Genomic DNA, 21,962 nt, shown 5'->3' on the forward strand with positions numbered 1-21,962 from the left:
CGGTTATGATGAACGGATTTGAATATACAGGCGTAGACGCAATACTGGCAGGCAGCTTCCGGGCGGCTATCTATTGCAGGCTTTCCAAGGACGATGACCTTGACGGGGAGAGCGCCAGTATCGCAAACCAGCGGGCTATGCTGGAAACCTACTGCGAGAAGCAGGGATGGGAGGTTGTTGCAGTCTATCAGGATGATGGCTACACGGGGCTGAACATGGAGCGCCCTGACCTAAAACGGATGTTGAAAGCCATCGAGCGCAGGCAGATAAACCTTGTGGTCACGAAAGACCTATCCAGACTGGGTAGGAATTACTTGCAGACCGGCTTCCTGATTGAAGATTTCTTCCCCCGCAACGGCGTACGGTATATCGCCATGAATGACGGTATCGACACCATGCGGGACAACAACGACATAGCGCCGTTCAAGAACATCCTCAACGAGATGTACAGCAAGGACATTTCCAAGAAGGTTCATTCCTCTTATCTGCTGAAAGCGCAGAAAGGCCAGTTTACCGGCTGCCTTGCCCCCTTCGGCTACCGGAAAGACCCGGAGGACAAAAACCATCTGCTGATTGATGAGGAAACGGCTCCCATTGTCCGGCGTCTGTTTGCGTGGGCGCTGGAAGGACACGGCCCCAACTACATCCGGCGCAGGCTGGAAGATGAAAAAATCCCCTGCCCGACCTACTGGAACCGGGTACGGGGCTTTCGGAACGTGTCAACCAAGTGGGAAAAGAAAGACCCGGTAAACGGGCGGTATATGTGGGACTTCTCCGTAATTAAGGACATCCTGATGAACCCCGTCTACACCGGCGCTATCGCTTCCCAGAAGAAGGAATACCGCTTCAAAATCGGCACCATCGGGGAGAAAAAGCCAGAGGAATGGATTGTCGTGGAGAACCAGCATGAGCCGCTTGTTGACCGCAAGACCTTTGACATCGTGCAGCGCAAGCTGAAATCCCGGCAGCGCCCCCGCCAGACCGGGGAAATCAGCCTGTTTGCGGGGCTTATCAAGTGCGGCGAGTGTGGAAAGTCACTGACAATCCGCTACACTAACGACAAGCACCCGAAACAGATTTATTCCTGTAAGACCTACAACGCCTACGGCAAGCAGCACTGTACCCAGCACCGGGTTGAATACGACACCCTTTACAGCCTTGTGCTGAACAAAATCCGGGAGTGCGCCAGAGCCGCCCTGATGGACGGGGAAGCCGTTGCCGGGAAGCTGACCGACACCTGCGAAGCCGAGCAGAAAGGCCAGCGGGAAGCATTGGAGCGTTCCCTTACCAAAGACGAGGAACGGATTGACGTTCTGGAAAAGATGGTGCTGCGGCTGTATGAGGACATGGTTGCCGGGCGTATCAGCGAAGCGAACTTCAATCTGCTGATGGAAAAGACGCAGGCGGAACAGGCCGAGTTGAAAGCAAAGGTCACGGAAGGCCGGAAGAAGCTGGCCGATGAAATCCGGCTTGCGTGTGACGCCCGCCAGTGGGTGGAAGCCATTCAGGAATACGCCGACATCACGGAACTGGACGCCGCCACCTTAAACCGCCTGATTAAAGAAATCGTTGTCCATGAGAGCATAGACAGCGATAAGACAAGACACATTTCTATCGAAATTCATTTTAATCTTAAACCCATCCCGGAAGTGGAGCAGGTCACAGCCTGACCTGCCCCGCCGGGGCGGTTCTTAAAAACTCCATAGATATTTCTTGACACGCCGCCGCCCGCCATCGAGCCGTTTTCCTACACCTATTTGGGGATAAAACAGCTCATGGCCGGCGGCGGTGTCGCCCTCATCGGCCTGACCCTGATCCCCCTGCTGTCCGGCCTGCTCTCCGCCTGATGTCTGCCAGTAAACCCCACGGGAGGCCCCGGCCCACGGGGCCTCCCGGAAAGGAGGTGATCCCCGTTGATCTTTGACGCGATACAGGAGTGGTTCCAGGAACTGCTCATCGACGGTATCATTTCAAACCTGACCGGGATGTTTGATACCCTGAATACCAAGGTGGGCGAGATCGCCGGAGAGGTGGGTATGACGCCCTCCGCGTGGAACAGCGGCATTTTCAACATGGTCCGCAATCTCTCGGAGACCGTGATCGTCCCCATCGCCGGCATTGTCCTCACCTTTGTCATGTGCTATGAGCTCATCCAGCTCATCGTAGAAAAGAACAACCTCCACGACTTCGACACCTGGATCTTCTTCAAGTGGATCTTCAAGACCTTCTGCGCGGTGCTCATCGTCACCAACACCTGGAACATCGTCATGGCGGTGTTTGATGTGGCGCAGAACGTGGTCAGCCAGAGCGCCGGCGTCATCATCTCGGACGCAGGCATCGACATATCCGGCGTGACCGCCGACCTGGAGACCCAGCTCGCGGACTGGAGTATCGGCGCCCTGCTGGGGCTTTGGTTCCAGAGCATCTTCGTGGGGCTGTGTACGCAGATACTTTCCATCTGCATCTTCCTGGTGATCTACGGAAGGATGATTGAGGTGTATTTGGTGACCTCGATAGGTCCCATCCCCTTTGCCACGATGGTGAACCGGGAATGGGGCAACACGGGGCAGAACTATCTCCGCTCCCTGCTGGCCCTGGGCTTCCAGGCGTTCCTCATTATGATCTGCGTGGGCATCTACGCGGTGCTGGTGGAGGGCATTTCCCTGAGCGGCGACAATATTTCCGGCGCCATCTGGGGGTGCATGGGGTACACGGTGCTCCTGTGCTTCACCCTTTTCAAGACCGGCAGCCTCGCAAAATCACTGTTCGGGGCGCACTAAAAGGGGGTGGCTGATTGAAAATAGGATTGATAGACGTGGACTCCCACAACTTTCCCAACCTCTGCCTGATGAAGCTCTCCGAGTACCATACCAGGCGGGGCGACCGGGTGGAGTGGTGGAGCCCCAAGGGACGCTATGACCTGGTTTACAAGAGCCGGGTGTTCACGGACACCTACTCCAAGGACACCATCGTGGTAAACAACGCGGAGAAGGTCATCCAGGGCGGCACCGGCTACGAGCCGGGCGGAAAAGACCTCCCCTATGAGATCGAGCACATCCGGCCGGACTACTTTTTGTATCCGCGGTTTTTGGGAACGGCCTACGGCTTTTTGAGCCGGGGCTGTCCGAGGAACTGCGGATTTTGCATCGTCAGCGGCAAGGAGGGGCGCAGGAGCGTCAAAGTCGCTGACCTGTCTGAATTTTGGCGCGGTGAGGATGAGATCAAACTGCTGGACCCCAACCTGCTGGCCTGCCCGGACCATGAGGCGCTGCTGGAACAGCTTGCCGCCAGCCGGGCGCTGGTGGACTTCACCCAGGGGCTGGACATCCGGCTGACGAACCCGGACAACATCGCCCTGCTGAACAGGGTGCGGACCAAGGCGGTGCATTTCGCCTGGGACAACCCGGAGGAGGACCTGACGGAGCACTTCAAACGTTTTGTGGCGCATACCGCCATCCGAAGCGACCGCAACCGGCGGGTCTATGTGCTGACTAACTACGGCAGCACCCATGAGCAGGACCTCTACCGGGTGAACACCCTGCGGGCCCTGGGGTATGACCCCTATGTGATGATCTACGAGCGTCCCACCGCTCCAAAGATCACCCGCCATCTTCAGCGGTGGGTGAACAACAAACGGATTTTTCACACGGTAAAAGATTTCAGGGACTATGCTCCCATGAAAAAGGAGGTGCATTGATTGGCCTATGTAACGATCCCGAAGGACCTGAGCAAGGTACAGAGCAAGGTCCTGTTCGGGCTGACCAAACGGCAGGTGATATGTTTCGGAGCGGCGGCGCTTATCGGCGTGCCGCTTTTCTTTTTGACCAAGGGGGCGCTGGGCACCACTACGGCGGCCCTGTGCATGATCCTGGTGATGCTGCCCTTCTTCCTGTTCGCCATGTACGAGAAGAACGGGCAGCCCCTGGAGGTGTTCCTGGGACACCTCATTGAGAATAAATTTATCCGCCCAAAGACGCGGATCTACCAGACCAACAATCTCTATTCCGCCCTGGTGCGGCAATACGAACTGGAACAGGAGGTGAGAAAGATTGCAGGCAAAAACGGCAAGACCCGCAAAACCGGCAGGGGCAAGGCGCAAGCTGACCCGCGCCGAGCGTAAGCAGATCGAGGCGGTGGTTCGGCAGGCCAAAGGGGACGGGAAAGCCCATACGGTGCAGGAGAGCATCCCCTTCCGCAATATGTTCCCGGACGGCCTGTGCCGGCTGGAGGGCGGGACCTTCTCCAAGACCATCGCCTTCGAGGACGTCAACTACCGCCTGGCTTCGCCGGAGGACCAGCGGGATATTTTTGAACATCTCTGCGATTTCTACAACGGCTACGACCCCACCATCGGGGTGCAGGTGTCGCTCAGCAGCCGGTATGTGGAGCATGGGCCGGAGGAGGACCTGTTCGGCATCCGCGCCCAGGGGGACGACCTGGACCCCGTCCGGGAGGACGCGGCCGGGATACTCCGCTTCCAGTATGAGCGGGGCAGCAACGGCTATGTGAAAACCAAGTATGTGACCCTGACCATCGAGGCGGAGAACCTTCCGGCGGCGCGGGCTCGCTTCGCCCGCATCGAGACTGACACCCTGAACCGCTTCAAGGTCATGGGGGCCGCCGCCCATGTGCTGGACGGGAAGGAACGGCTGGAGCTGCTTCACGGTATCCTCCACCCGGAGGGAGGCAAGTTTGCCTTCGATTGGGACTGGCTGGCACCCAGCGGCCTTTCGGTCAAGGACTTCATCGCTCCGGCCTCCTTCCACTTCGGGGAGACCCGCACCTTCCGCATTGGCGAGATGTACGGGGCGGTGAGCTTTTTGCAGATCACCGCCCCGGAGATCCACGACCGCATTTTGGCGGAGTTCATGGAGACCGAGGGCAACATCCTGGTGACCATGCACATCCGCGGGATCAACCAGAACGAGGCTATCAAGATGGTCAAGCGCAAGATCACCGACCTGGACGCCATGAAGATCGCGGAGCAGAAGCGGGCGGTACGCAGCGGGTATGACATGGACATCCTCCCCAGCGACCTTGCCACCTACGGCGGCGCGGCAAAGACCATCCTCCAGGACCTGCAAAGCAGGAATGAGCGGATGTTCAACCTGACCTTCCTGGTCATGCACATGGCGGAGACAAAGCAGAAGCTGGAGATCGCCGTGTCCCAGGCAGCCAGTGTGGCGCAGACCTACAACTGCCTCCTGACCCGGCTGGACTTCCAGCAGGAGGACGGGCTGATGAGCAGCCTCCCCCTGGGCCTCAACCGCATCAAGATTGAGAGAAGTCTCACCACTTCGGCGCTGGCGGTGTTCGTTCCCTTCGTCACCCAGGAGCTGTTCATGGGCGGGGACGCCATGTACTACGGCCTGAACGCCCTCTCCAACAACATGATCCTTCTGGACCGAAAACAGTCCAGGAGCCCCAACGGGCTGGTGTTCGGCACACCGGGCAGCGGCAAGTCCATGAGCTGTAAGCGGGAGATCACCTTCATCATCCTGACCACCAAAGATAATGTCATCATCTGCGACCCGGAGGACGAGTATTCGCCCCTGGTGCGCCGGCTGGGCGGGCAGGTGATCCGGCTGTCCCCGTCCAGCACCGACTATGTAAACCCGCTGGACATCAACCTCAACTACTCGGACGAGGAGAACCCGCTGGCGCTGAAAAGTGATTTTGTCCTGTCCTTCTGTGAGCTCATCATGGGTAGCAAGACGGGGCTGGAGGCCATCGAGAAAACCGTCATCGACCGGGCGGTGCAGAAGATCTACCAGCCCTACTTCGCAGACCCCCGGCCGGAGAATATGCCCATCCTGGGCGACCTGATGGAGGCGCTGCTGGCGCAGGGCATCCCGGAGGCCGACCGTGTGGCCCAGGCATTGGACCTGTATGTCAACGGCTCCCTCAACTTCTTCAACCACCGCACCACCGTAGACATCCGCAACCGGCTGGTCTGCTTTGACATCAAGGGCCTGGGGAAAAACCTGAAAAAGCCGGGAATGCTCATCGTCCAGGACGCGGTGTGGAATACCGTCACCATCAACCGGGCTATCGGGCGCTCCACCTGGTATTTCGTAGATGAGTTCCACCTCCTGCTGAAGGAGGAGCAGACGGCGGCCTATTCGGCGGAGATCTGGAAACGGTTCAGAAAATGGGGCGGCGTGCCTACCGGGGCGACTCAGAACCCCAAGGACCTGCTCTCCTCCCCGGAGATCGAGAACATCCTGGAAAACAGCGACTTCATCTATATGCTCAACCAGGCCGCCGGCGACCGCAAGATTTTGGCGGAGCGGCTGGGCATCTCGGCGGAGCAGCTTGCCTATGTGACCAATTCCGAGCCGGGCCATGGGCTGCTGTTCTTCAACAATGTGATCCTGCCCTTCGCGGACAACTTCCCCAAGGACACGGAGCTTTACAAGCTGCTCACCACCAAGCCCAGCGAAGTGGAGCACGCGGCGGAAATGGAGGAATGACTATGAAAAACAAGATCTACATTATTGACGGCAAGACCTATCTCAATCACATCAACGATGAGGTCCACCTGTACGGCCTTCTCCACCAGCTCGCCTTCCTGGCGGGCCGGATCAAGGATGAGGAGGACGTGTTCCATGTGCTGGACGCGGCGAAGCGCTACGGCGAGATCGCCGAGGAGAAGTTCCAGGGCTGGGGCATCCCCGGCCGCTACCTGGTGTTCGGCGACCCCAGGGACCTGAAGGACCTTATGGCAAAGGAGCTGGCGGAGGCCACTCCGGTACCCGTGGAGGAGCCGAAGCCCAAGAAGTATAAGGATGAGTACATCATCCCCGGCTATGGCTTCCGTATGCTGGTGGGCGACATCCACCACCTGATCGTCCTCTACTATTCGCTGGCCCGCCGCCTGTCCGAGGCGGAAACGGAGAAGGACTTCCTCCGCCTGAAGAAAAAGGCCGGCGGCTATGAGAAGGTGCTGAAAAAGCTCTACCGCAGCCTGGGCCTCCCGGAGGACAGCAACGCCGCCCAGGACATCCTGGAGGAGTCCATCATCCGCCGCCATAACCTGGTCCGCCTGGAGGATGTGGAGGAGCCCCAGGACGAGGGAGACCTTGAAGGGGACGAGGTATGGAGCGACTGACCCATGTGAGCCTGTTCTCCGGCATCGGCGGTCTGGACCTGGCGGCGGAGGCGGCCGGGTTCGAGACCGTCTGCCAGTGTGAATGGGCGGACTATCCCTATTCCGTCCTGGAGCGGCACTGGCCGGATGTGCCGAGGTTCCGGGACATCACCACATTCACGAAGGAGGCGTTTTTTGAGAAAACAGGACTTGAAACAGTCACCATCATTTCCGGCGGTTTCCCCTGCCAGCCCTTCTCCACCGCGGGAAAGCGGAAGGGCTTTGCGGATGAACGCTACCTGTGGCCGGAGATGTGCCGGGTTATTGCCGAGCTGCGGCCCCGTTGGGTGCTTGGGGAAAATGTTGCTGGCTTCATCAATATGGGGCTCGACAAAACGATTTTTGACCTGGCAAAAGCGGGATACACTGTTCTCCCATTCGTATTTCCGGCTTGCGGCGTCGGCGCGTGGCATGAGCGCCAGCGAACTTTTATCGTCGCGGCTGATGTTTCCCACGCCCCTTGCCTCCGACAAATCCACCTGCAGGGACGCGGCAAACCTGGATGTGTTCCTGTCGGACAATGGGATCTTCCGCAAGCGGAACAGGGACGGGAGCATCTGGAGCCTGAGCCTTTCGGCGGCGGTGTTCTACCTGACGCCGGCGGCGTCGGAGGGCTACCGCTCCACCCTGAAACCCATGGCCTTCCGGGGCAAGCCCCCGTCCAGCAACCTTTCGGCCCAGGTGATCCACCAGGAGCGGCCCCTGTCGGAGAAGGCGGCGCTGAACCCGGATTGGGTGGAATGGCTCATGGGCTTCCCGAAAGGATGGACGGCCGTGTCCTCTGGGCCGGCGAGCCGGAGGGAGTCCCCCGCATAACGGAGGACACGAAGGACCGGGCCCTGCGGCTGAAAACCCTGGGCAACGCGGTCTGCCCGCCCCAGGCCTATCCCATTTTTCACTACATTTCGCTGATCGAGACCGGGGCGTGCGCTGGCATCTGCCCCTATGGAGGAGGTGACGGATAAATGCAGGAATGGAAAGCCTCCGAAAAGGAGGCCCAGAAGATGACCCGTGACGGGGCCATTTCGGTAAACCTGGTGACCGGCGAGGCCACCCATGTTTCGGACCGTCCCCCGGAGCAGGACTATTCCTCTGCTGATGAGACCGCCGGTGTGCTGAACCGGGCGGCGGACGAGGCGGCGGGCCATGTGGAACGCCGCCAGGCGAAAAAGGCGCGGCGCAAGCGGCGCGACACCTTCCGGGAGGGGGAGGCGGCCAGGGACCGCCCTTCCTCCCGTTTGCAGTTTTCGGAGGCAGACCGGGCGGCGCCGGAGCTGAAAAAAGCTGTCCGCAAGTCCGACAAGGCGGCGGATAAGCTGGACGCGGCAAAGGCCGCCGTCCCCGTGAAGCCCCCCGGCAAGGAGCATGGCAATCCCTTATCCCGGCCGGTGCAGGAGGTCAAGTCCACCCTCCACGGCGAAGTGAGCAAGGTGGAGGGCGACAACTCCGGCGTCCAGGCCGGCCACCTGGGGGAGCGGCAGATTGAGAAGGCCGTGGGCTATGGCGGCCGGCGCTTCCACCAGGCGCAGGCAGACCGCAAGCTGAAACCCTGGCGGGATGTATCAAAAGCGGAGCAGGCGGCGGTGAAAGCCAATGCCGATTTCTACTGGCGGAAGTCCGTCATGGAAAATCCCCAGCTTGCGTCCAGCAACCCCATCTCCCGGCTGTGGCAGAAGAAGCGTCTGCAAAAGCAGTATGCCGCCGCGCACCGGGCAGGGACCGGCGCGGCCCAGGCCGCGGGCAAGGCGTCCCAGACCGCCGCCTCCGCCGCAAAGAAGGGCGGCGGGACCATCGCCCAGAAGCTGGGCGGCTTCGTCACCAAAAACAAGCACACCCTCCTCATCGTGGGCGGGATCGGCTTGATCCTCATGCTCATCATGGGGCTGATGCAGTCCTGCACCTCCATGTTCGGGGGCGGGACCTCCGGCCTGGTGGCCTCCTCCTATCTTTCGGAGGACACGGACCTGACCGGGGCCGAGGCCGCCTACTGTGAGATGGAGGCCGAGCTGCAAGAATACCTGGACACCTACGAGGCCACCCACGATTACGACGAGTATCACTTTGACCTGGACGAGATCGAGCATGACCCCTATGTGCTGCTGTCCATCCTGTCGGCGCTTCACGAAGGGGTGTTCACCCTGGACGAGGTGCAGGGGGATCTGGAAATGCTCTTTGACAAGCAGTACATCCTCACCGAGACCGTGACCACCGAAACAAGGTATCGGACGGAAACGAGGACGGACAGCGAGGGCAACGAGTACGAGGTGGAGGTTCCCTACACCTGGTACATCTGCACCGTCACGCTGGAGAATTTCGACCTCTCCCATGTGCCGGTCTACATCATGGGCGAGGACCAGCTCTCCATGTACGCCGTGTATATGTCCACCCTGGGCAACCGGCCGGACCTGTTCCCGTCCTCCGGGTATGTGGGCAAGTATGTGGAGAACCCGCCCACGGCCTGGGACATCCCTGCCGAGTATCTGACGGATGAGCGGTTCGCTACCCTCATCACCGAAGCGGAGAAATACTTGGGGTATCCCTATGTCTGGGGCGGGAGCAGCCCGGAGACCTCCTTTGACTGTTCCGGGTTCGTCAGCTATGTGCTGACCAGCACCGGCCTGTGCAACACCGGGCGCCTCACCGCCCAGGGGCTCTACAATATCTCCACGCCGGTATCCGACCCCCAGCCGGGCGATCTGGTGTTCTTCGTGGGGACCTACGATACCAGCGGCATCTCCCATGTGGGCATCTATGTGGGCGACAATATGATGCTGCACTGCGGAGATCCGATTTCTTACACGAACCTGAACACGAGCTACTGGCAGTCCCATTTTTATGCGTATGCCAGACCACCCTACAATTAAAAACAGAAAGGAGTTTTGCGAACATGGCAACTGTTGAGAAGATCCGCCGTGACATTGAAAAGACCAAGGAGAAGATCTCCGAACAGCAGAAGCGCCTCCGCACCCTGGAGGCCCAGCTCACCGAGGAGGAGAACCTGGAGATCGTCCGCATGGTCAAGGCGGTGAAGATGGACAACCGGGAACTGACGGCCTTCCTGAAGGCCTACGCCAGCGGCCTCATCACCCTGCCGGAGGGCATGATGGAGGCGGAGGCCGCGGCGGACCCCGGCGAGAATGAGATGGAGGATACCGAGTATGAAGAATAAGAAGATCATCCGCCTGTTTACGGCGGCCCTGGCCGTGGCGCTCTGTGCCACGGCCTTTGCTGTCCCCGCTTTCGCCGGCGGTGGGGAGGGCGAACCCTACTACACCGAAACTGCCGGGACGGAGGCGGACCCTGCGGAGGACGCCGAGGCCCCGGAGGTCACTATCACTGATGAGGAAGATCCCGTCGGCGATGATAGCGCGGACAATAACACGGAGGCAGACGGGGACACCCTGGACCAGATCACCGAACTGCTGGGCGGCCTGGGGACTGTGACTGTCACCGAGGACGGTATCCTGTTCACCCCTGACACGGAGAAATGGGAAACCCAGCAGACCGGCACCGTGACCACCTGCGGCGGCAACCTGAATGTCCGCACCGGCGCTGGGCTGGATAACGACGCCTTCACCCAGCTTCCCGATGGGGCGCAGGTAGAAGTCATCGGCACCGAGGGCGAATGGGTCAAGGTGCTTCTGCCGGAGCGGGAGGGCTATGTTCATTCCGACTACCTGACCATCACGGACACGGGCAGCTTCTCCCTCTCCCTGGACGGGACGGACCTCTCCGCCCTGCTGGAGCTGTTCGCCTCCGGCCTCTCCGGGGGCGGAGGGGCAGCCCTGACCCCGGATGGGAACCTGTCCCTCATTGACGACCTGGGCGGGACATCCTCCGGCAAGCAGTTCATCACGGTGGAGACAAAGGGCGGCAACGTGTTCTATCTCATCATCGACCGGGATGACGAGGGGGCGCAGACCGTCCACTTCCTGAACCAGGTGGACGAGGCGGACCTCCTGGCACTGATGGAGGATGGCGAGGCCCTGGAGGCGCCGGCGGTCTGCACCTGTACGGAGAAATGCCAGGCCGGGGCGGTGAACACCTCCTGCGAGGTGTGCGCGGTGAATATGGCCGAGTGCGCCGGCGCGGAGCCGGAGCCGGAACCCGAACCGGAGCCGGAGGCGGAGAAGTCCGGGGGCATGGGCGCCCTGGCGCTGGTCCTGGCGCTGGTGGTGCTGGGCGGCGGCGGAGCCTTCGCCTATATCAAGTTTATCCGTCCCAAGCAGGCGTCCAAGGTCAGCGCAGACCCGGACGACTATGATTTTGCGGATGAGGAGGAGTATATCAACGAGGACGAACCGGAACCGGAGGAAGAAATGGAGGATACGAAATGAAGCTGGTGATCTGTGAGAAACCGAGTGTTGCAAAAGCCGTCGCGTCGGCCCTGGGTGTCACATCCAGGGCCGATGGCTGTTTTGAAGGAAATGGGCTCATCGTTTCCTGGTGCGTGGGGCATTTGGTGTCCCCGATGGACGCAGCCGGGTACGACCTTGGTTATAAGAAATGGAAGTATGATGACCTTCCCATCCTGCCGGAGCCCTTCCGCTATGTGCTGGCGAAGGGCAAGGAGGACGCCTTCCAGAACTTGAAGCACCTCATGGAGCGAGAGGACGTCACCGAGCTGGTCAACGCCTGCGACGCCGGGCGGGAGGGCGAGCTCATCTTCCGGCTGGTCTATGAGATGGCGGGATGCCAGAAGCCCTTCTCCCGTCTGTGGATCTCCTCCATGGAGGACGCGGCCATTCGGGAAGGCTTCCAGAACCTGCGCCCCGGCGCGGAGTACGACCCGCTGTACCAGTCTGCCCTCTGCCGCCAGAAAGCAGACTGGCTCATCGGGATCAACGCCACAAGACTTTTTTCTGTCCTCTACCACCGCACCCTGAATGTGGGGCGGGTGCAGACGCCCACCCTTGCCATGCTGGTGGAGCGGGACTGGAAGATCACCAGCTTCAAGAAGGAGAAGTATCACCATGTGCGGCTGTCCCTGGACGGAGCCGAAGCGGTCAGCGAGCGGATTACCGCCCCGGAGGAGGCGGAAACCCTGCGGGCGGCTTGCGCCGGCGCAGAGGCGGTCTGCACCTCTGTCACCCGTGAACAGAAGAAAGAGGCGTCGCCCAGGCTCTACGACCTGACCACCTTGCAGCGGGAGGCCAACCGTATCTTCGGCTACACGGCGAAACAGACGCTGGACTACGCGCAATCCCTCTATGAGAAGAAGCTGCTGACCTATCCCCGGACGGACAGCCGGTTTTTGACCGCTGATATGGCGGAGACCGCTTCGGCGGTCCTCCACCTGGCGGCCAAGCTGCCGCCCTTTGACGGGTGCAAGGAGTTCTTCCCTGATGTGTCCCTGCTGGCGAATGACAAGAAGGTGTCCGACCACCACGCCATCATCCCCACGCTGGAGCTGGAGAAGGCCAGTCTGTCCGAACTGCCCGTGGGCGAGCGCAATATCCTTCTGCTGGTGTGCCGGGAGCTGCTGTGCGCGGTTGCGGAGCCCTATGTGTACGAGGCGGTCACGGCGACTTTTACCTGCGGCGGGCAGACCTTCACCGCCAAGGGCCGCCATGTGCTGTCCCTGGGGTGGAAGGATATTGACCGCATTTTCCGCGACTCCCTGAAGGAGAAGCCGGAGGACGAGGCGGAGCCTGCCGCCCTGCCGGAGTTCACCGAGGGGCAGACCTTTGACCAGGTGGAGGCCGCTGTCACCGAACACTTCACCGCCCCGCCCAAGGCATACACGGAGGATACCCTCCTGTCGGCCATGGAGAACGCCGGGAAAGAGGAAATGCCGGAGGATGCGGAACGGCGCGGCCTGGGCACCCCGGCCACCAGGGCGGCGATCCTGGAAAAGCTGGTGGCGGGCGGGTTTGTGGAGCGCAAAGGGAAAAGTCTCATCCCTACCAAGGCGGGGATCAACCTGGTCACCGTCCTGCCGGATACTTTGACCTCTCCCATGCTCACGGCGGAGTGGGAGCAGAAGCTGACCGCCATCGCCAGGGGTGAGGGCGATCCCGCCGCTTTCATGGCGGAGATCTCTGACATGGCGCGGGAACTGGTGAAAACCTATTCCCACATCTCCGAGGAGGGTCAGAAGCTGTTCGCCCCGGAGCGGGAGGCCGTGGGTCTCTGCCCCCGCTGCGGCAAGCCGGTCTATGAGGGCAGGAAGAATTTTTACTGCTCCGACCGCGCCTGCCGCTTTGTCCTTTGGAAGGACGACCGCTTCTGGACCTCCCGCAAGAAGGAGCTGACAAAGAAGATGGCCAGCGACCTGCTGGAGAAGGGCCGCACCTCCGTCAAGGGGATGTGGTCTGAAAAGAAGGGCGCCGCCTATGACGCGGTGGTGGTGCTGGACGATACCGGCGAGAAGTATGTCCGCTTCAAATTGGAGTTCCCCAAACGGAAGGAGGGCGTGAATGGCAGATAAAGCAATCCCGGATATTTCCCTGGGCGGCGCTGAACAGAACATGAGCCGGGAGGAGCTGGCGGCGGTAGCGAAAGCCGTTGCCGCCCTATCCCAGGAGGACCGGGACCTTCTGGATGCTGTCCAGGAGTCCCCCTATCGGCTGACCACGGCGGAGCAGTTCCTGGAATTTGAGAAAAATGTGGACTGCTTCGTGCTGGAGCCCCATGTTCGGACCCTGGAGGACCTGGGCTGGGAGTACCTGGAGGAGAAACTGACCATCGGCCTGACGGACGACCTCCGGGCCGCCATCGACCCCGCCCCCTTCGGCCGGCGCGCCCTGGAGGAGAACCGGGGGTGCTTCACCAGCCGGGGGTATCTGTTCCCCACGGATGACCCATGGCAGCACGACCGCCCCCAGGCGAAGCAGGCGGACCGCAAGCCCTCCATCAGGGAGCGGCTGGAACAGAGCAAACAGGAGTGCAGGAACAAAAATAAGGCCCAGGCGCCCCGCAAGGGGAAGTCTGAGCCGGAGCTGTAAGGAGGTGCGTATATGCCCCATTATGAATATGACAAGGATTATCCCTTTGCCGCCTTCATCACCAACCTGGGCAAGTACAACGAGGGCGACCTGGTGGGCGAATGGGTGAAGTTCCCCACCACGCCAGAGGAGATGCAGAAGGTGTTTGAACGGATCGGCATTGGGCAGAAGGATGACTTCGGCCAGTCCTATGAGGAGTGGTTCATCACTGACTATGACTGCTATGTGGACGGCCTCTACGACAAGCTGGGCGAGTATGAGAGCCTGGATGAGCTCAACTACCTGGCCTCCAAGCTGGACGAGATGAGCCAGGGCGAGTACGAACAGTTCCAGGCGGCGATGGAGATCGGCGACCATTCGGGCAGCTTGCAGGAGATCATCAACCTGACCGAGAACCTGGACTGCTACGACATTTACCCCGACATCCACGACCACGACGACCTGGGCCGGTATTACATCGAGGAGCTGGACGCCATGCAGGTGCCGGAGCACCTGCGGAACTACATCGACTATGAGGCCTACGGCCGGGACGTCGCCCTGGAGGAGGGCGGCGAGTTCACCGACCTGGGGTATGTGCGGGATACCGGGAACAGCTTCCATGAGTATTACGACGGGGAGCATGGCAGCATCCCGGAGGAATACCGGGTGATGACCTTCCAGGACGCGGAGGAGCTGACCGAGGAGGAAAAATCCGAGTGGGCGATGGACATTGCCTACGACATGGACGAGTTCTTCCGCCAGCACGACCCGCAGTACGCCGCCGAGCACCCGGAGGAGCACGCAGCGAAAGAAGAAATCTATGAAAACCTGATGGCTGGCCGCATTTCCGCATTGGATGAGAAGCTGGCCGCCCTGGGGCAGACCCAGGAGGACTATCTGCCTTCCGAGATCGAGAAGTTCAAAGACGCCACCGGCTATGAGGAATTTCTTGACTTTGATCCGGCGGTGATCCGGGAGGCCATCCAGAACCCGGACAAGTCCCATGCGGACGAGATGCTGGCCTTTGCGGAGCAGGCGGGCCGGGAGTATGAGGCAGAGCTGTCCGGGCAGGCCCCGGCGCCCTCCCCGGATGACCAGGAGACCGGCGAAACGGTACGGACCCCCAGGGGGACCTTTTATGTGACGGATATGAGCCGGGAGCAGATGGAGGCGGCCGGGTACGGTCTGCACCATCAGTCTGACGATGGGAGGTATCTCATCATGGGCAACGGTTCCCGTTCCTTCGCTATCCGCAGCGAGGAGGCCCAGGAGCACGCCGCCCCGGAGAAGATGACCGTCCTGGTGGTGGAGCCCATGAAGGAGCCCTATGTGAAGGAGATCGACCCCGGCCTCCATGCGCTGCAGGCGGAAGTGGGTGGCGATATTGCCACCGCTTATCCCTTCTCCGACCCGGTGGGGCTGGTCTGCAACGATGAGGGCAAGCTCATCGGCCTGGAACTGAACCGTGGCCTGCGGGATGAGCATGGGGAGATTTACGACGTCATGGCCGGCACCTTCCTGGTGGTAGGGCTGAGTGAGGACAGCTTCACCTCCCTGACCCCGGAGCAGGTGCAGAAGTACACGGAACACTTCAAGCAGCCGGAACAGTTCATCAGTCTGAACGGGCAGATCATCGCCCTGCCGGTGGAGCCGGAGAACCCTCTGCGCACCGCCGAGATGACCCTGGAGGACGACTACGGGATGATCGACGGGGTGCTGAACAACGGCCGCAGGGGCGAGGAGCTGGAGAAGGCCCAGGGTGAGGCGCGCAGGACCACGCCGGAGAAGAAGCCCTCCATCCGGGAGCGGCTGGCGGAGGCCAAACGGGAGTGCGGCGAGCGCAAGCCCCCGGACAGGGCCCACCAGAAGAAGCCCCCGGAGCACGACCTATGAGCCGGAGCAAGAAGTGGCGGCTGGAGTGGGCCTTCTTCCTAGGTGAGAATGGCCGCCGCAGGTACAATAAGATCTGCAAGGGCTGTGTCCATCCCTGCAAGCAGAGCTTCCGGGCGGTCCTCATCGCCTGTCCCCATTACCAGTCCGCACGCTCGAAAAAGTGTGCAGATAGGGGTTGAAAATGGGCTAAAAAATCGTCTGTGGCGGCTTTTCCGGGAGCCGCCCTTATGATTTCCCATGTGGGTCTGCCCCTTCAATTTAAGGGGTGCAGAGAGGCTGTTTTGAACACTTTTCCATAACAGAGCGGGAGCGCCGCCTTCGGTTTGGGCCGAGGGTGACGCTCCCACTTCTTTTTTTGTTCTCTTTTTTCTCTTTCCATCAGGATCGGACAGGAAGGATGTTCGCAGCAGCAGGCGCTGTGGGAATGTGTGTAAACGGCCATGTCTGCGAAGCTGTGGGAAACGATGTTTGCGGGCTGTGGGAAAGCCGGCGGCTTTTCCATCGGGCCGTGAATATCTGTTTTCCATCGGTGGAGCGGCCGTTTTCCACATTTCCATAGCGCAAAATGGTCAGAGGACGCTCTTGTCTGTTGCGTTTCCGTGTAGGAAGATGTATAATGAGTGCGGTTAGTCTTTGCTAACTTAAATTTCAACTTCTGGAGGCAGTTATGGGGATATGGAAGGCTTTTTTCAATAATACCCGCAAGCCGGAAGGTTTGCTGGGCAAGTGTATGGTGGGCAGTATGAACCATGCCCATGCCACCCTCGCGGGTTGGGGCCTTAGTCATTTGCCGGAAACAGGTCCGGCCAGGATTGCGGAGCTGGGCTGTGGCGGTGGTCGGAACATTCGGGCGCTTCTGCGAAAATATCCGGCTGCGACTATTACTGCTCTGGACTATTCAGAAATAGCCGTGGAAAAGGCCAAGAGTGTGAACCGTGAGGGGCTCCAAGCAGGCCGCTGCCAAATTTTGCAGGGGGACGTGTCTTGCCTCCCCTTTGGGGATGGTTCGTTTGATCTGGCGACCGCATTTGAAACCGTATATTTCTGGCCCGGACCCACGGATAGCTTCCGGGAGGTGTACCGCACCTTGCGGCCAGGCGGCGCCTTTCTGATCGTCAATGAGGCGGACGGAGAAGATCCCCAGGCCAACAAATGGCTTTCTATCATTGATGGGATGAGGATTTTCAATCGGAGCCAGCTTGTCGGCTTTCTCACCGAGGCCGGTTTTTCTAATGTCATCGTGGATCAGGATGCAAAAAAGCACTGGCTCTGCGTACTGGCAATTCGGGAGGACACGGAGCACTTGAAAAACAAACAGGGAGACATCTTATGAAAAACGGCAGAAAAAAACAGGAGCAAATTCATCTTGGCGCTCACGGGGAGGACTATGGAAACTGGATGCCGGTCTCTATGCTCTGGCTGGTGGGCGGCTTGGCGGCTTTGGCTGCGGTGATCTCTCTGCTGTCCTTTGCGGTGTTCCATATCACGGCGCTGGGTGTGGTGTTCGTGATTGCCGCCCTTCTTTTGCTGGCGCTGCTCTTATGGATCACCTGGATCAGGCGGCAGTATGCCTTCTGGGGCGGCGGCATGATGGAGCAGGTCCACCAGATTGTTCTCTCTCATCTGGATTTTGACGGGCAGGGACAGCTTCTGGATGTAGGCTGCGGTTCCGGGGCCCTGTCCATCCGGGCGGCCCTCACCTGGCGGGCGGCTCAGGTTGTGGGTATTGACTATTGGGGCTCTGCCTACGGCTACGGCCAGGCCATGTGTGAGAAAAATGCCCGGAGCGAGGGTGTGGCCGCCCGGTGCTTGTTCCAGCATGGGGACGCCAACAAGCTGGACTTCCCGGATGAGAGTTTCGACGCCGTGGTGAGCAACTATGTCTACCACAATATCACGGGTGCGGATAAGCGGACCCTGTTGCGGGAAACCCTGCGGGTGCTGAAAAAGGGCGGCGTGTTCGCCCTTAACGATGAGATGAAGCCCCACATGTACGGGGACATGGAAGCCTTCGCCCAGGAGCTGCGGGATATGGGATATGAGGATGTGCAGCTCATCGACACGGCCCAGGAGGCCTTCGGCTCCCGCCGGCGGGCGGCCATGATGATGCTGGGTGCGTCCCGAATGCTGGTGGGACGGAAATGAGATCCATATAAGAGATTTCGCATGATGAAAAATCAGATTTAGACGATGAGGAAAGCCGGCTGGGATTGACCAGCCGGCTTTCCTCTATATCCCGGTTTAATGTCCCACGATCAGGCGGTAGATGGTGAGGGGCACATACCATGCCGCCACCAGCAGGCGCCACACCAGGACGAAGCCCCCGATGAGGCCGCCAATCACGAAGTTCAGCACGAACAGCGCGGCGCCGCCGCCCAGGGAGCCACTGCCCGGCACGATCCACACGCACATCCGATGGAGGCCGAAGGGCAGGCCGCAGAGTATCCAGAGCCAGAGAAGATCCAGCTCCCCATCCCTCATGCAGGCGGATTTGAAAATACAGTACAGCAGCCCGGCGATGGCGACGGGCAAAACCGCCTTCTTGAAAAATTCCTTGATGGTCTCGGTTCTTGTCATTGGCAGCACCTCCATTCCTGCCTCCATTATACCGGGAAAATTGAAACGCGCCCAGGGGCTTATGAAAAGTCCGGCAAAGCGCACAATCCCAGCTATTCCAGTTCGTTGCTCCGCTGCCTGTGCGGTTCGGCCTCCCTCGGTTTTTCCAGCAGGGCCTCTACATTCCGGCGGAGGGTGTCATACTCCTTTTCCTCCCGCTGGGCTTTCTTATATTCCGATTGCAGGGCTATCCGCCTGGCGGTGAGCTCGTCCATCTCGGCTCGGAGCCGTTTGGTGGCGGGCAGGGGTACGGCGTTCAGGCGTTTCAGCTCCCTTGCCGCCGCCTCAAACAGGATGATCTCCCCCTCATGCCCCCGGAGGAACTTTTCCTTGTCCCTGGACTGGCGGTATTCCTCATACAGGGGACGGAGCTGGCGATAGGTGGCGGCGTGCTTCATGGTGAGGGTCAGCCGCTCCATTTCCTTTTCTGTTGCTCGAAGGTCTGCCTTCACCCTGGCGGTGGCGGCCGCCGCCCCGTCGCACCGCTCGGACAGGTCCTCCAAACTTCCGATGCCATGCTCCGTTAGGAAGTTCAGCGTTTCCGCTGCCCGCTTCAAGTTCTCAATGGTCGCCCAATGCTTGTAGCCGGCGCTCTGCTGGGCTTTGATGTTGTTCTGGATGTCGATGAGCAGGCTGGGCTTCCCGGTGCGCTGCTTCGGCTGGCGGGAGGGGCTGGGCCTGCCGGCGATCCGGGCGGTCAGGGCCTCCTCGGCGTAGTCGGCGCCCAGGGTCTTCAGACGGGTGAACCGCTCCTGGCCCGGAGCCCTGGCGGAGATGTACTTGCCCCGTTTCAGCTCGTACCCTTCCCGCTGGAGGCGGCGGAGCAGGTCCTCCAAATCAGCGCAGCCGGGCAGGAGCCGGTCGATGGCGGCGCGCAGCTTCGCCTTGTAGCTGGTGCCGTTCTGTTCCGCCTGGTGCTCGATGTAGCTCTTGCCCTTGTCCCGGCCTGGGACGATGACGGACAGGCCATGCTCTTTGCAGATGCGGTCGCTGGTGCGGCGTATCTCATGGTAGCTCCGCTTGTTGGAGTGGTAGTGCCGGTGGTCCTGGAAACTGACCGCGTTGAAAATCAGGTGATTATGGACGTGATCCCTGTCTATGTGGGTGGTGAGGACAAACTCATACTTTCCGCCCAGGACCTCCCGCGCCAGCTCCATGCCGATCCGGTGGGCCTCCTCCGGCGTAACCTCCCCAGGTTCAAACGCCTGGATGAGATGCCGGCCCAGGTTCGTGCCCTTGTCGATGGCATGGCGGCGGGTCCATGCAAATTCAATGTCGGCGGTCTCCGCGGTGCATCCGAAGGAGGACACCAGCAGCTTCCCGTCCGTCTTGTCGGGATTGCAGATATAGTCGATGGCCGCTTTCAGCGTTGACTTAATAGGATGCGTCTTTGTAACTGCCATATCTGTTCCAATCTCTCCCGGATCTCCTCCATGTCGGCCTGATAAGCGGGGCCGCCGGCGTTCACCCGCCTGGCGATCTGATTGATGTTCCGGCCGATGGAGCCCAGGGCCTTGGTCATCTCCCTGATGTCGGTGGTGTCCACCTGGATGATGTACCCGTCAATCGCCATCTTCCGCAGGTATGCCCCATACCGCTTTGTGGGGAGCTGGCTCATCTTCTCATCGATGAGCCGCTTCTCCTCCTCCGTCACCCAGAACTTCATCTGGATGTTCCGTTTCCGATTTGCCATTCTGCTTCGCCTCCGTTTCTCATAAGGGTCTGGGACTATCCCAGCAAGCAATTTTTGTGTTTAGGGGCAGGGGTCCCCCTAAACCGAAAATCCGCCAGTGGGTACTCGCTGGCTGTGCTTGCTACCGTAACCCTATCCTCGTATTCCCCCCTACTAATACTACAATTTGAAGGGAGAAATTTGGCCACTATCAACGGAAAAGTAACACGCACAATAAAAACCAAATGGAGCGTTTTCAAACTAATCAGAGTAGCAGAAACCATTTGGACTGTGGTAAACTTAAACCATGCGAAATCCTGTTTCGCAAATTTTTAAGGGCATGAGTTAGCTCAGCCTAACTATAACGGAGGTATGTAGAGAATGGAAGCAAGAAGTAACAAACTACAAGCCAAAGACCTTATCAACGTAGGCATTTTCACCGCCATTTATTTTGTCATTTTCTTTGCGGGCATGATGCTGGGATATATCCCTATCTTCATCCCGCTGTTAGGATTGGTGTGCCCCATCCTGTGCGGTATTCCCTTTATGCTGTACTTAACGAAGGTCAAAAAATTCGGCATGGTATCTCTGACTGGCATTATCCTTGGCCTGCTCAATCTGGTCATGGGTAGCGGCGTGCTGGTTCTGATTTTTGGTATCATCTTTGGCGTTCTGGGCGATGTAATTCTGCGGGCCGGAAAGTATCAAAGCTGGAAATGCACGCTCCTTGGCAATGGCGTGTTCTCCCTTTGGATCATGGGATATGTAAGCCGGATGTTCTTAACTCGTGACACTTTCTTTGCTTCACTTGTAAGCAGCTATGGACAGGAATATGTAGATACCCTTATGTCCTATACTCCTGGCTGGACATATCCGGTTCTGTTTATTGTCACCTTCATCGGCGGTATTTTAGGCGCACTTCTTGGTAAAGCTGTCTTGAAGAAACACTTTGAAAAGGCAGGGATTGCCTGATGGATGCGGCGGTTGGAACGCTAAAATTTGAAAACAAAGCCGTTATTCCCACCGATCCGAGGACAAAACTGTTTTTGACTGTAACTGTCAGCACCATTATGATTACCGGCGGCACGGGCGGATTTATGAATCTGGTTCGCCCGTGCCTCATGGCGTGCCCGATTGTATTCCTGCTCCTTTCAAGAAAATGGGGAGCCGCAGCCAGATTTGCAGTTACATACGCTATTTTGTTTGCGTTGGAATTAACGGTATTACCACTGCTCACGGGCACATGGAATTTCATCTTGGGAGCCGCAGTCGGGATCTATACGCACATGCTCCCCGGATTTATCATGGGATATTATCTGGTGAGTACGACAACGGTCAGTGAATTTATTGCTGCGATGGAGAAGATGCACATTCCACAAAAAATCGTGATCCCTATGTCGGTGGTATTCCGATTTTTTCCCACAGTCAAAGAGGAATATGCAGCCATTCGGGACGCTATGAAGATGCGCGGCATCACTACCTTCCGCAGCCCCATGAAGATGCTGGAATATCGGATTGTTCCTCTGATGATTTCGATTGCCAAAATCGGAGAAGAACTGTCTGCGGCTGCTCTTACGCGAGGGCTTGGAGCGCCGCAGAAACGGACGAATATATGTAAAATCGGCTTTGGGCCTTTGGACATTTTCTTCTTCCTGCTGGCGATACCCTGTTGGGTCGGTTTCTTTATCTGTTAGGAGGAAGGCGT

The 21,962-nt window shown here is 59.3% G+C and carries 19 protein-coding genes and 3 pseudogenes; 19 read left to right on the forward strand and 3 right to left on the reverse strand.

What is annotated here, in order from left to right:
- Positions 1-5 precede the first annotated feature (5 nt).
- The 17 genes and pseudogenes from GT748_RS00545 to GT748_RS00620 all read left to right on the forward strand — a co-directional run bounded on the left by GT748_RS00545 (position 6) and on the right by GT748_RS00620 (position 18,114).
- A complete protein-coding gene (locus GT748_RS00545; RefSeq protein WP_161213382.1) occupies positions 6-1,670 on the forward strand; it encodes a recombinase family protein in 1,665 nt (554 codons plus the stop codon).
- 90 nt (positions 1,671-1,760) lie between these two features.
- Positions 1,761-1,847, forward strand: a pseudogene (locus GT748_RS00550) (Maff2 family mobile element protein); the annotation flags it as partial.
- A 66-nt stretch (positions 1,848-1,913) separates the two neighbouring features.
- Positions 1,914-2,780 carry a VirB6/TrbL-like conjugal transfer protein, CD1112 family gene (locus GT748_RS00555; protein ID WP_021661448.1) on the forward strand — a complete coding sequence of 289 codons (867 nt, stop codon included), beginning with the start codon at positions 1,914-1,916 and terminating at the stop codon, positions 2,778-2,780.
- Between the two features lie 14 nt (positions 2,781-2,794).
- Positions 2,795-3,697, forward strand: a complete 903-nt coding sequence (locus GT748_RS00560; RefSeq protein ID WP_044993544.1) for a hypothetical protein — start codon at positions 2,795-2,797, stop codon at positions 3,695-3,697.
- Complete coding sequence (locus tag GT748_RS00565; RefSeq protein WP_021661450.1) at positions 3,698-4,120, forward strand: PrgI family protein; 423 nt, start codon at positions 3,698-3,700, stop codon at positions 4,118-4,120.
- Complete coding sequence (locus GT748_RS00570; protein ID WP_044993546.1) at positions 4,050-6,473, forward strand: VirB4-like conjugal transfer ATPase, CD1110 family; 2,424 nt, start codon at positions 4,050-4,052, stop codon at positions 6,471-6,473. Before GT748_RS00565 ends, GT748_RS00570 begins: the two co-directional genes overlap by 71 nt.
- A 2-nt stretch (positions 6,474-6,475) precedes the next feature.
- Positions 6,476-7,111 (forward strand): hypothetical protein, encoded by a 636-nt coding sequence (locus tag GT748_RS00575; RefSeq protein WP_044993548.1) that lies wholly within the window; start codon positions 6,476-6,478, stop codon positions 7,109-7,111.
- Positions 7,099-8,115, forward strand: coding sequence for a DNA cytosine methyltransferase (locus tag GT748_RS00580; RefSeq protein WP_021661453.1), 1,017 nt, complete (start codon positions 7,099-7,101; stop codon positions 8,113-8,115). Before GT748_RS00575 ends, GT748_RS00580 begins: the two co-directional genes overlap by 13 nt.
- Entirely contained in the window at positions 8,116-10,014 is a 1,899-nt protein-coding gene (locus GT748_RS00585; protein WP_021661454.1) for a C40 family peptidase, read from the forward strand. It begins immediately after the preceding gene.
- A 23-nt stretch (positions 10,015-10,037) separates the two neighbouring features.
- On the forward strand, positions 10,038-10,319 hold the full coding sequence (locus GT748_RS00590; RefSeq protein WP_003510898.1) for a DUF4315 family protein: 282 nt from the start codon (positions 10,038-10,040) through the stop codon (positions 10,317-10,319).
- A pseudogene (locus GT748_RS15870) lies at positions 10,309-10,821 on the forward strand (SH3 domain-containing protein); the annotation flags it as partial. The gene GT748_RS00590 and the pseudogene GT748_RS15870, both read left to right, overlap by 11 nt.
- Before the next feature lie 114 nt (positions 10,822-10,935).
- Positions 10,936-11,487: pseudogene (locus GT748_RS15875) on the forward strand (DUF4366 domain-containing protein); the annotation flags it as partial.
- Positions 11,484-13,580 carry a type IA DNA topoisomerase gene (locus GT748_RS00600; protein ID WP_021661456.1) on the forward strand — a complete coding sequence of 699 codons (2,097 nt, stop codon included), beginning with the start codon at positions 11,484-11,486 and terminating at the stop codon, positions 13,578-13,580. The pseudogene GT748_RS15875 and the gene GT748_RS00600, both read left to right, overlap by 4 nt.
- A complete protein-coding gene (locus GT748_RS00605) occupies positions 13,570-14,097 on the forward strand; it encodes a hypothetical protein (RefSeq protein WP_021661457.1) in 528 nt (175 codons plus the stop codon). The genes GT748_RS00600 and GT748_RS00605 overlap by 11 nt, the downstream gene beginning before the upstream one ends.
- Positions 14,098-14,109: 12 nt before the next feature.
- Positions 14,110-15,969, forward strand: a complete 1,860-nt coding sequence (locus tag GT748_RS00610) for an antirestriction protein ArdA (RefSeq protein ID WP_021661458.1) — start codon at positions 14,110-14,112, stop codon at positions 15,967-15,969.
- Positions 15,970-16,636: 667 nt separating this feature from the next.
- The gene (locus GT748_RS00615) at positions 16,637-17,302 is read left to right on the forward strand and encodes a class I SAM-dependent methyltransferase (protein ID WP_161213381.1); all 666 of its coding nucleotides are present in this window, start codon (positions 16,637-16,639) and stop codon (positions 17,300-17,302) included.
- Positions 17,299-18,114: a class I SAM-dependent methyltransferase gene (locus GT748_RS00620; RefSeq protein WP_021661461.1), complete on the forward strand. Its 816-nt coding sequence runs from the start codon at positions 17,299-17,301 to the stop codon at positions 18,112-18,114. Before GT748_RS00615 ends, GT748_RS00620 begins: the two co-directional genes overlap by 4 nt.
- A 96-nt stretch (positions 18,115-18,210) precedes the next feature.
- On the opposite strand, the gene GT748_RS00625 is transcribed toward GT748_RS00620, so the two are convergent.
- The 3 genes from GT748_RS00625 to GT748_RS00635 form a co-directional block, all read right to left on the reverse strand.
- Positions 18,211-18,546, reverse strand: a complete 336-nt coding sequence (locus GT748_RS00625) for a DUF6050 family protein (RefSeq protein WP_044993578.1) — start codon at positions 18,544-18,546, stop codon at positions 18,211-18,213.
- 92 nt (positions 18,547-18,638) lie between these two features.
- Positions 18,639-19,988: a relaxase/mobilization nuclease domain-containing protein gene (locus GT748_RS00630; RefSeq protein WP_021661463.1), complete on the reverse strand. Its 1,350-nt coding sequence runs from the start codon at positions 19,986-19,988 to the stop codon at positions 18,639-18,641.
- The gene (locus GT748_RS00635; protein ID WP_021661464.1) at positions 19,949-20,278 is read right to left on the reverse strand and encodes a plasmid mobilization protein; all 330 of its coding nucleotides are present in this window, start codon (positions 20,276-20,278) and stop codon (positions 19,949-19,951) included. Before GT748_RS00635 ends, GT748_RS00630 begins: the two co-directional genes overlap by 40 nt.
- Positions 20,279-20,638: 360 nt before the next feature.
- Here GT748_RS00635 and GT748_RS00640 point away from each other — a divergent pair, with 360 nt between their 5' ends.
- Both GT748_RS00640 and GT748_RS00645 read left to right on the forward strand, forming a co-directional pair.
- Entirely contained in the window at positions 20,639-21,229 is a 591-nt protein-coding gene (locus GT748_RS00640; protein ID WP_073261251.1) for an MptD family putative ECF transporter S component, read from the forward strand.
- Positions 21,229-21,951 (forward strand): energy-coupling factor transporter transmembrane component T, encoded by a 723-nt coding sequence (locus tag GT748_RS00645; RefSeq protein WP_021660624.1) that lies wholly within the window; start codon positions 21,229-21,231, stop codon positions 21,949-21,951. The genes GT748_RS00640 and GT748_RS00645 overlap by 1 nt, the downstream gene beginning before the upstream one ends.
- Positions 21,952-21,962 lie beyond the last annotated feature (11 nt).

Source organism: Bittarella massiliensis (ex Durand et al. 2017) (assembly GCF_009876955.1).
Lineage (GTDB): Bacteria > Bacillota > Clostridia > Oscillospirales > Ruminococcaceae > Bittarella > Bittarella massiliensis.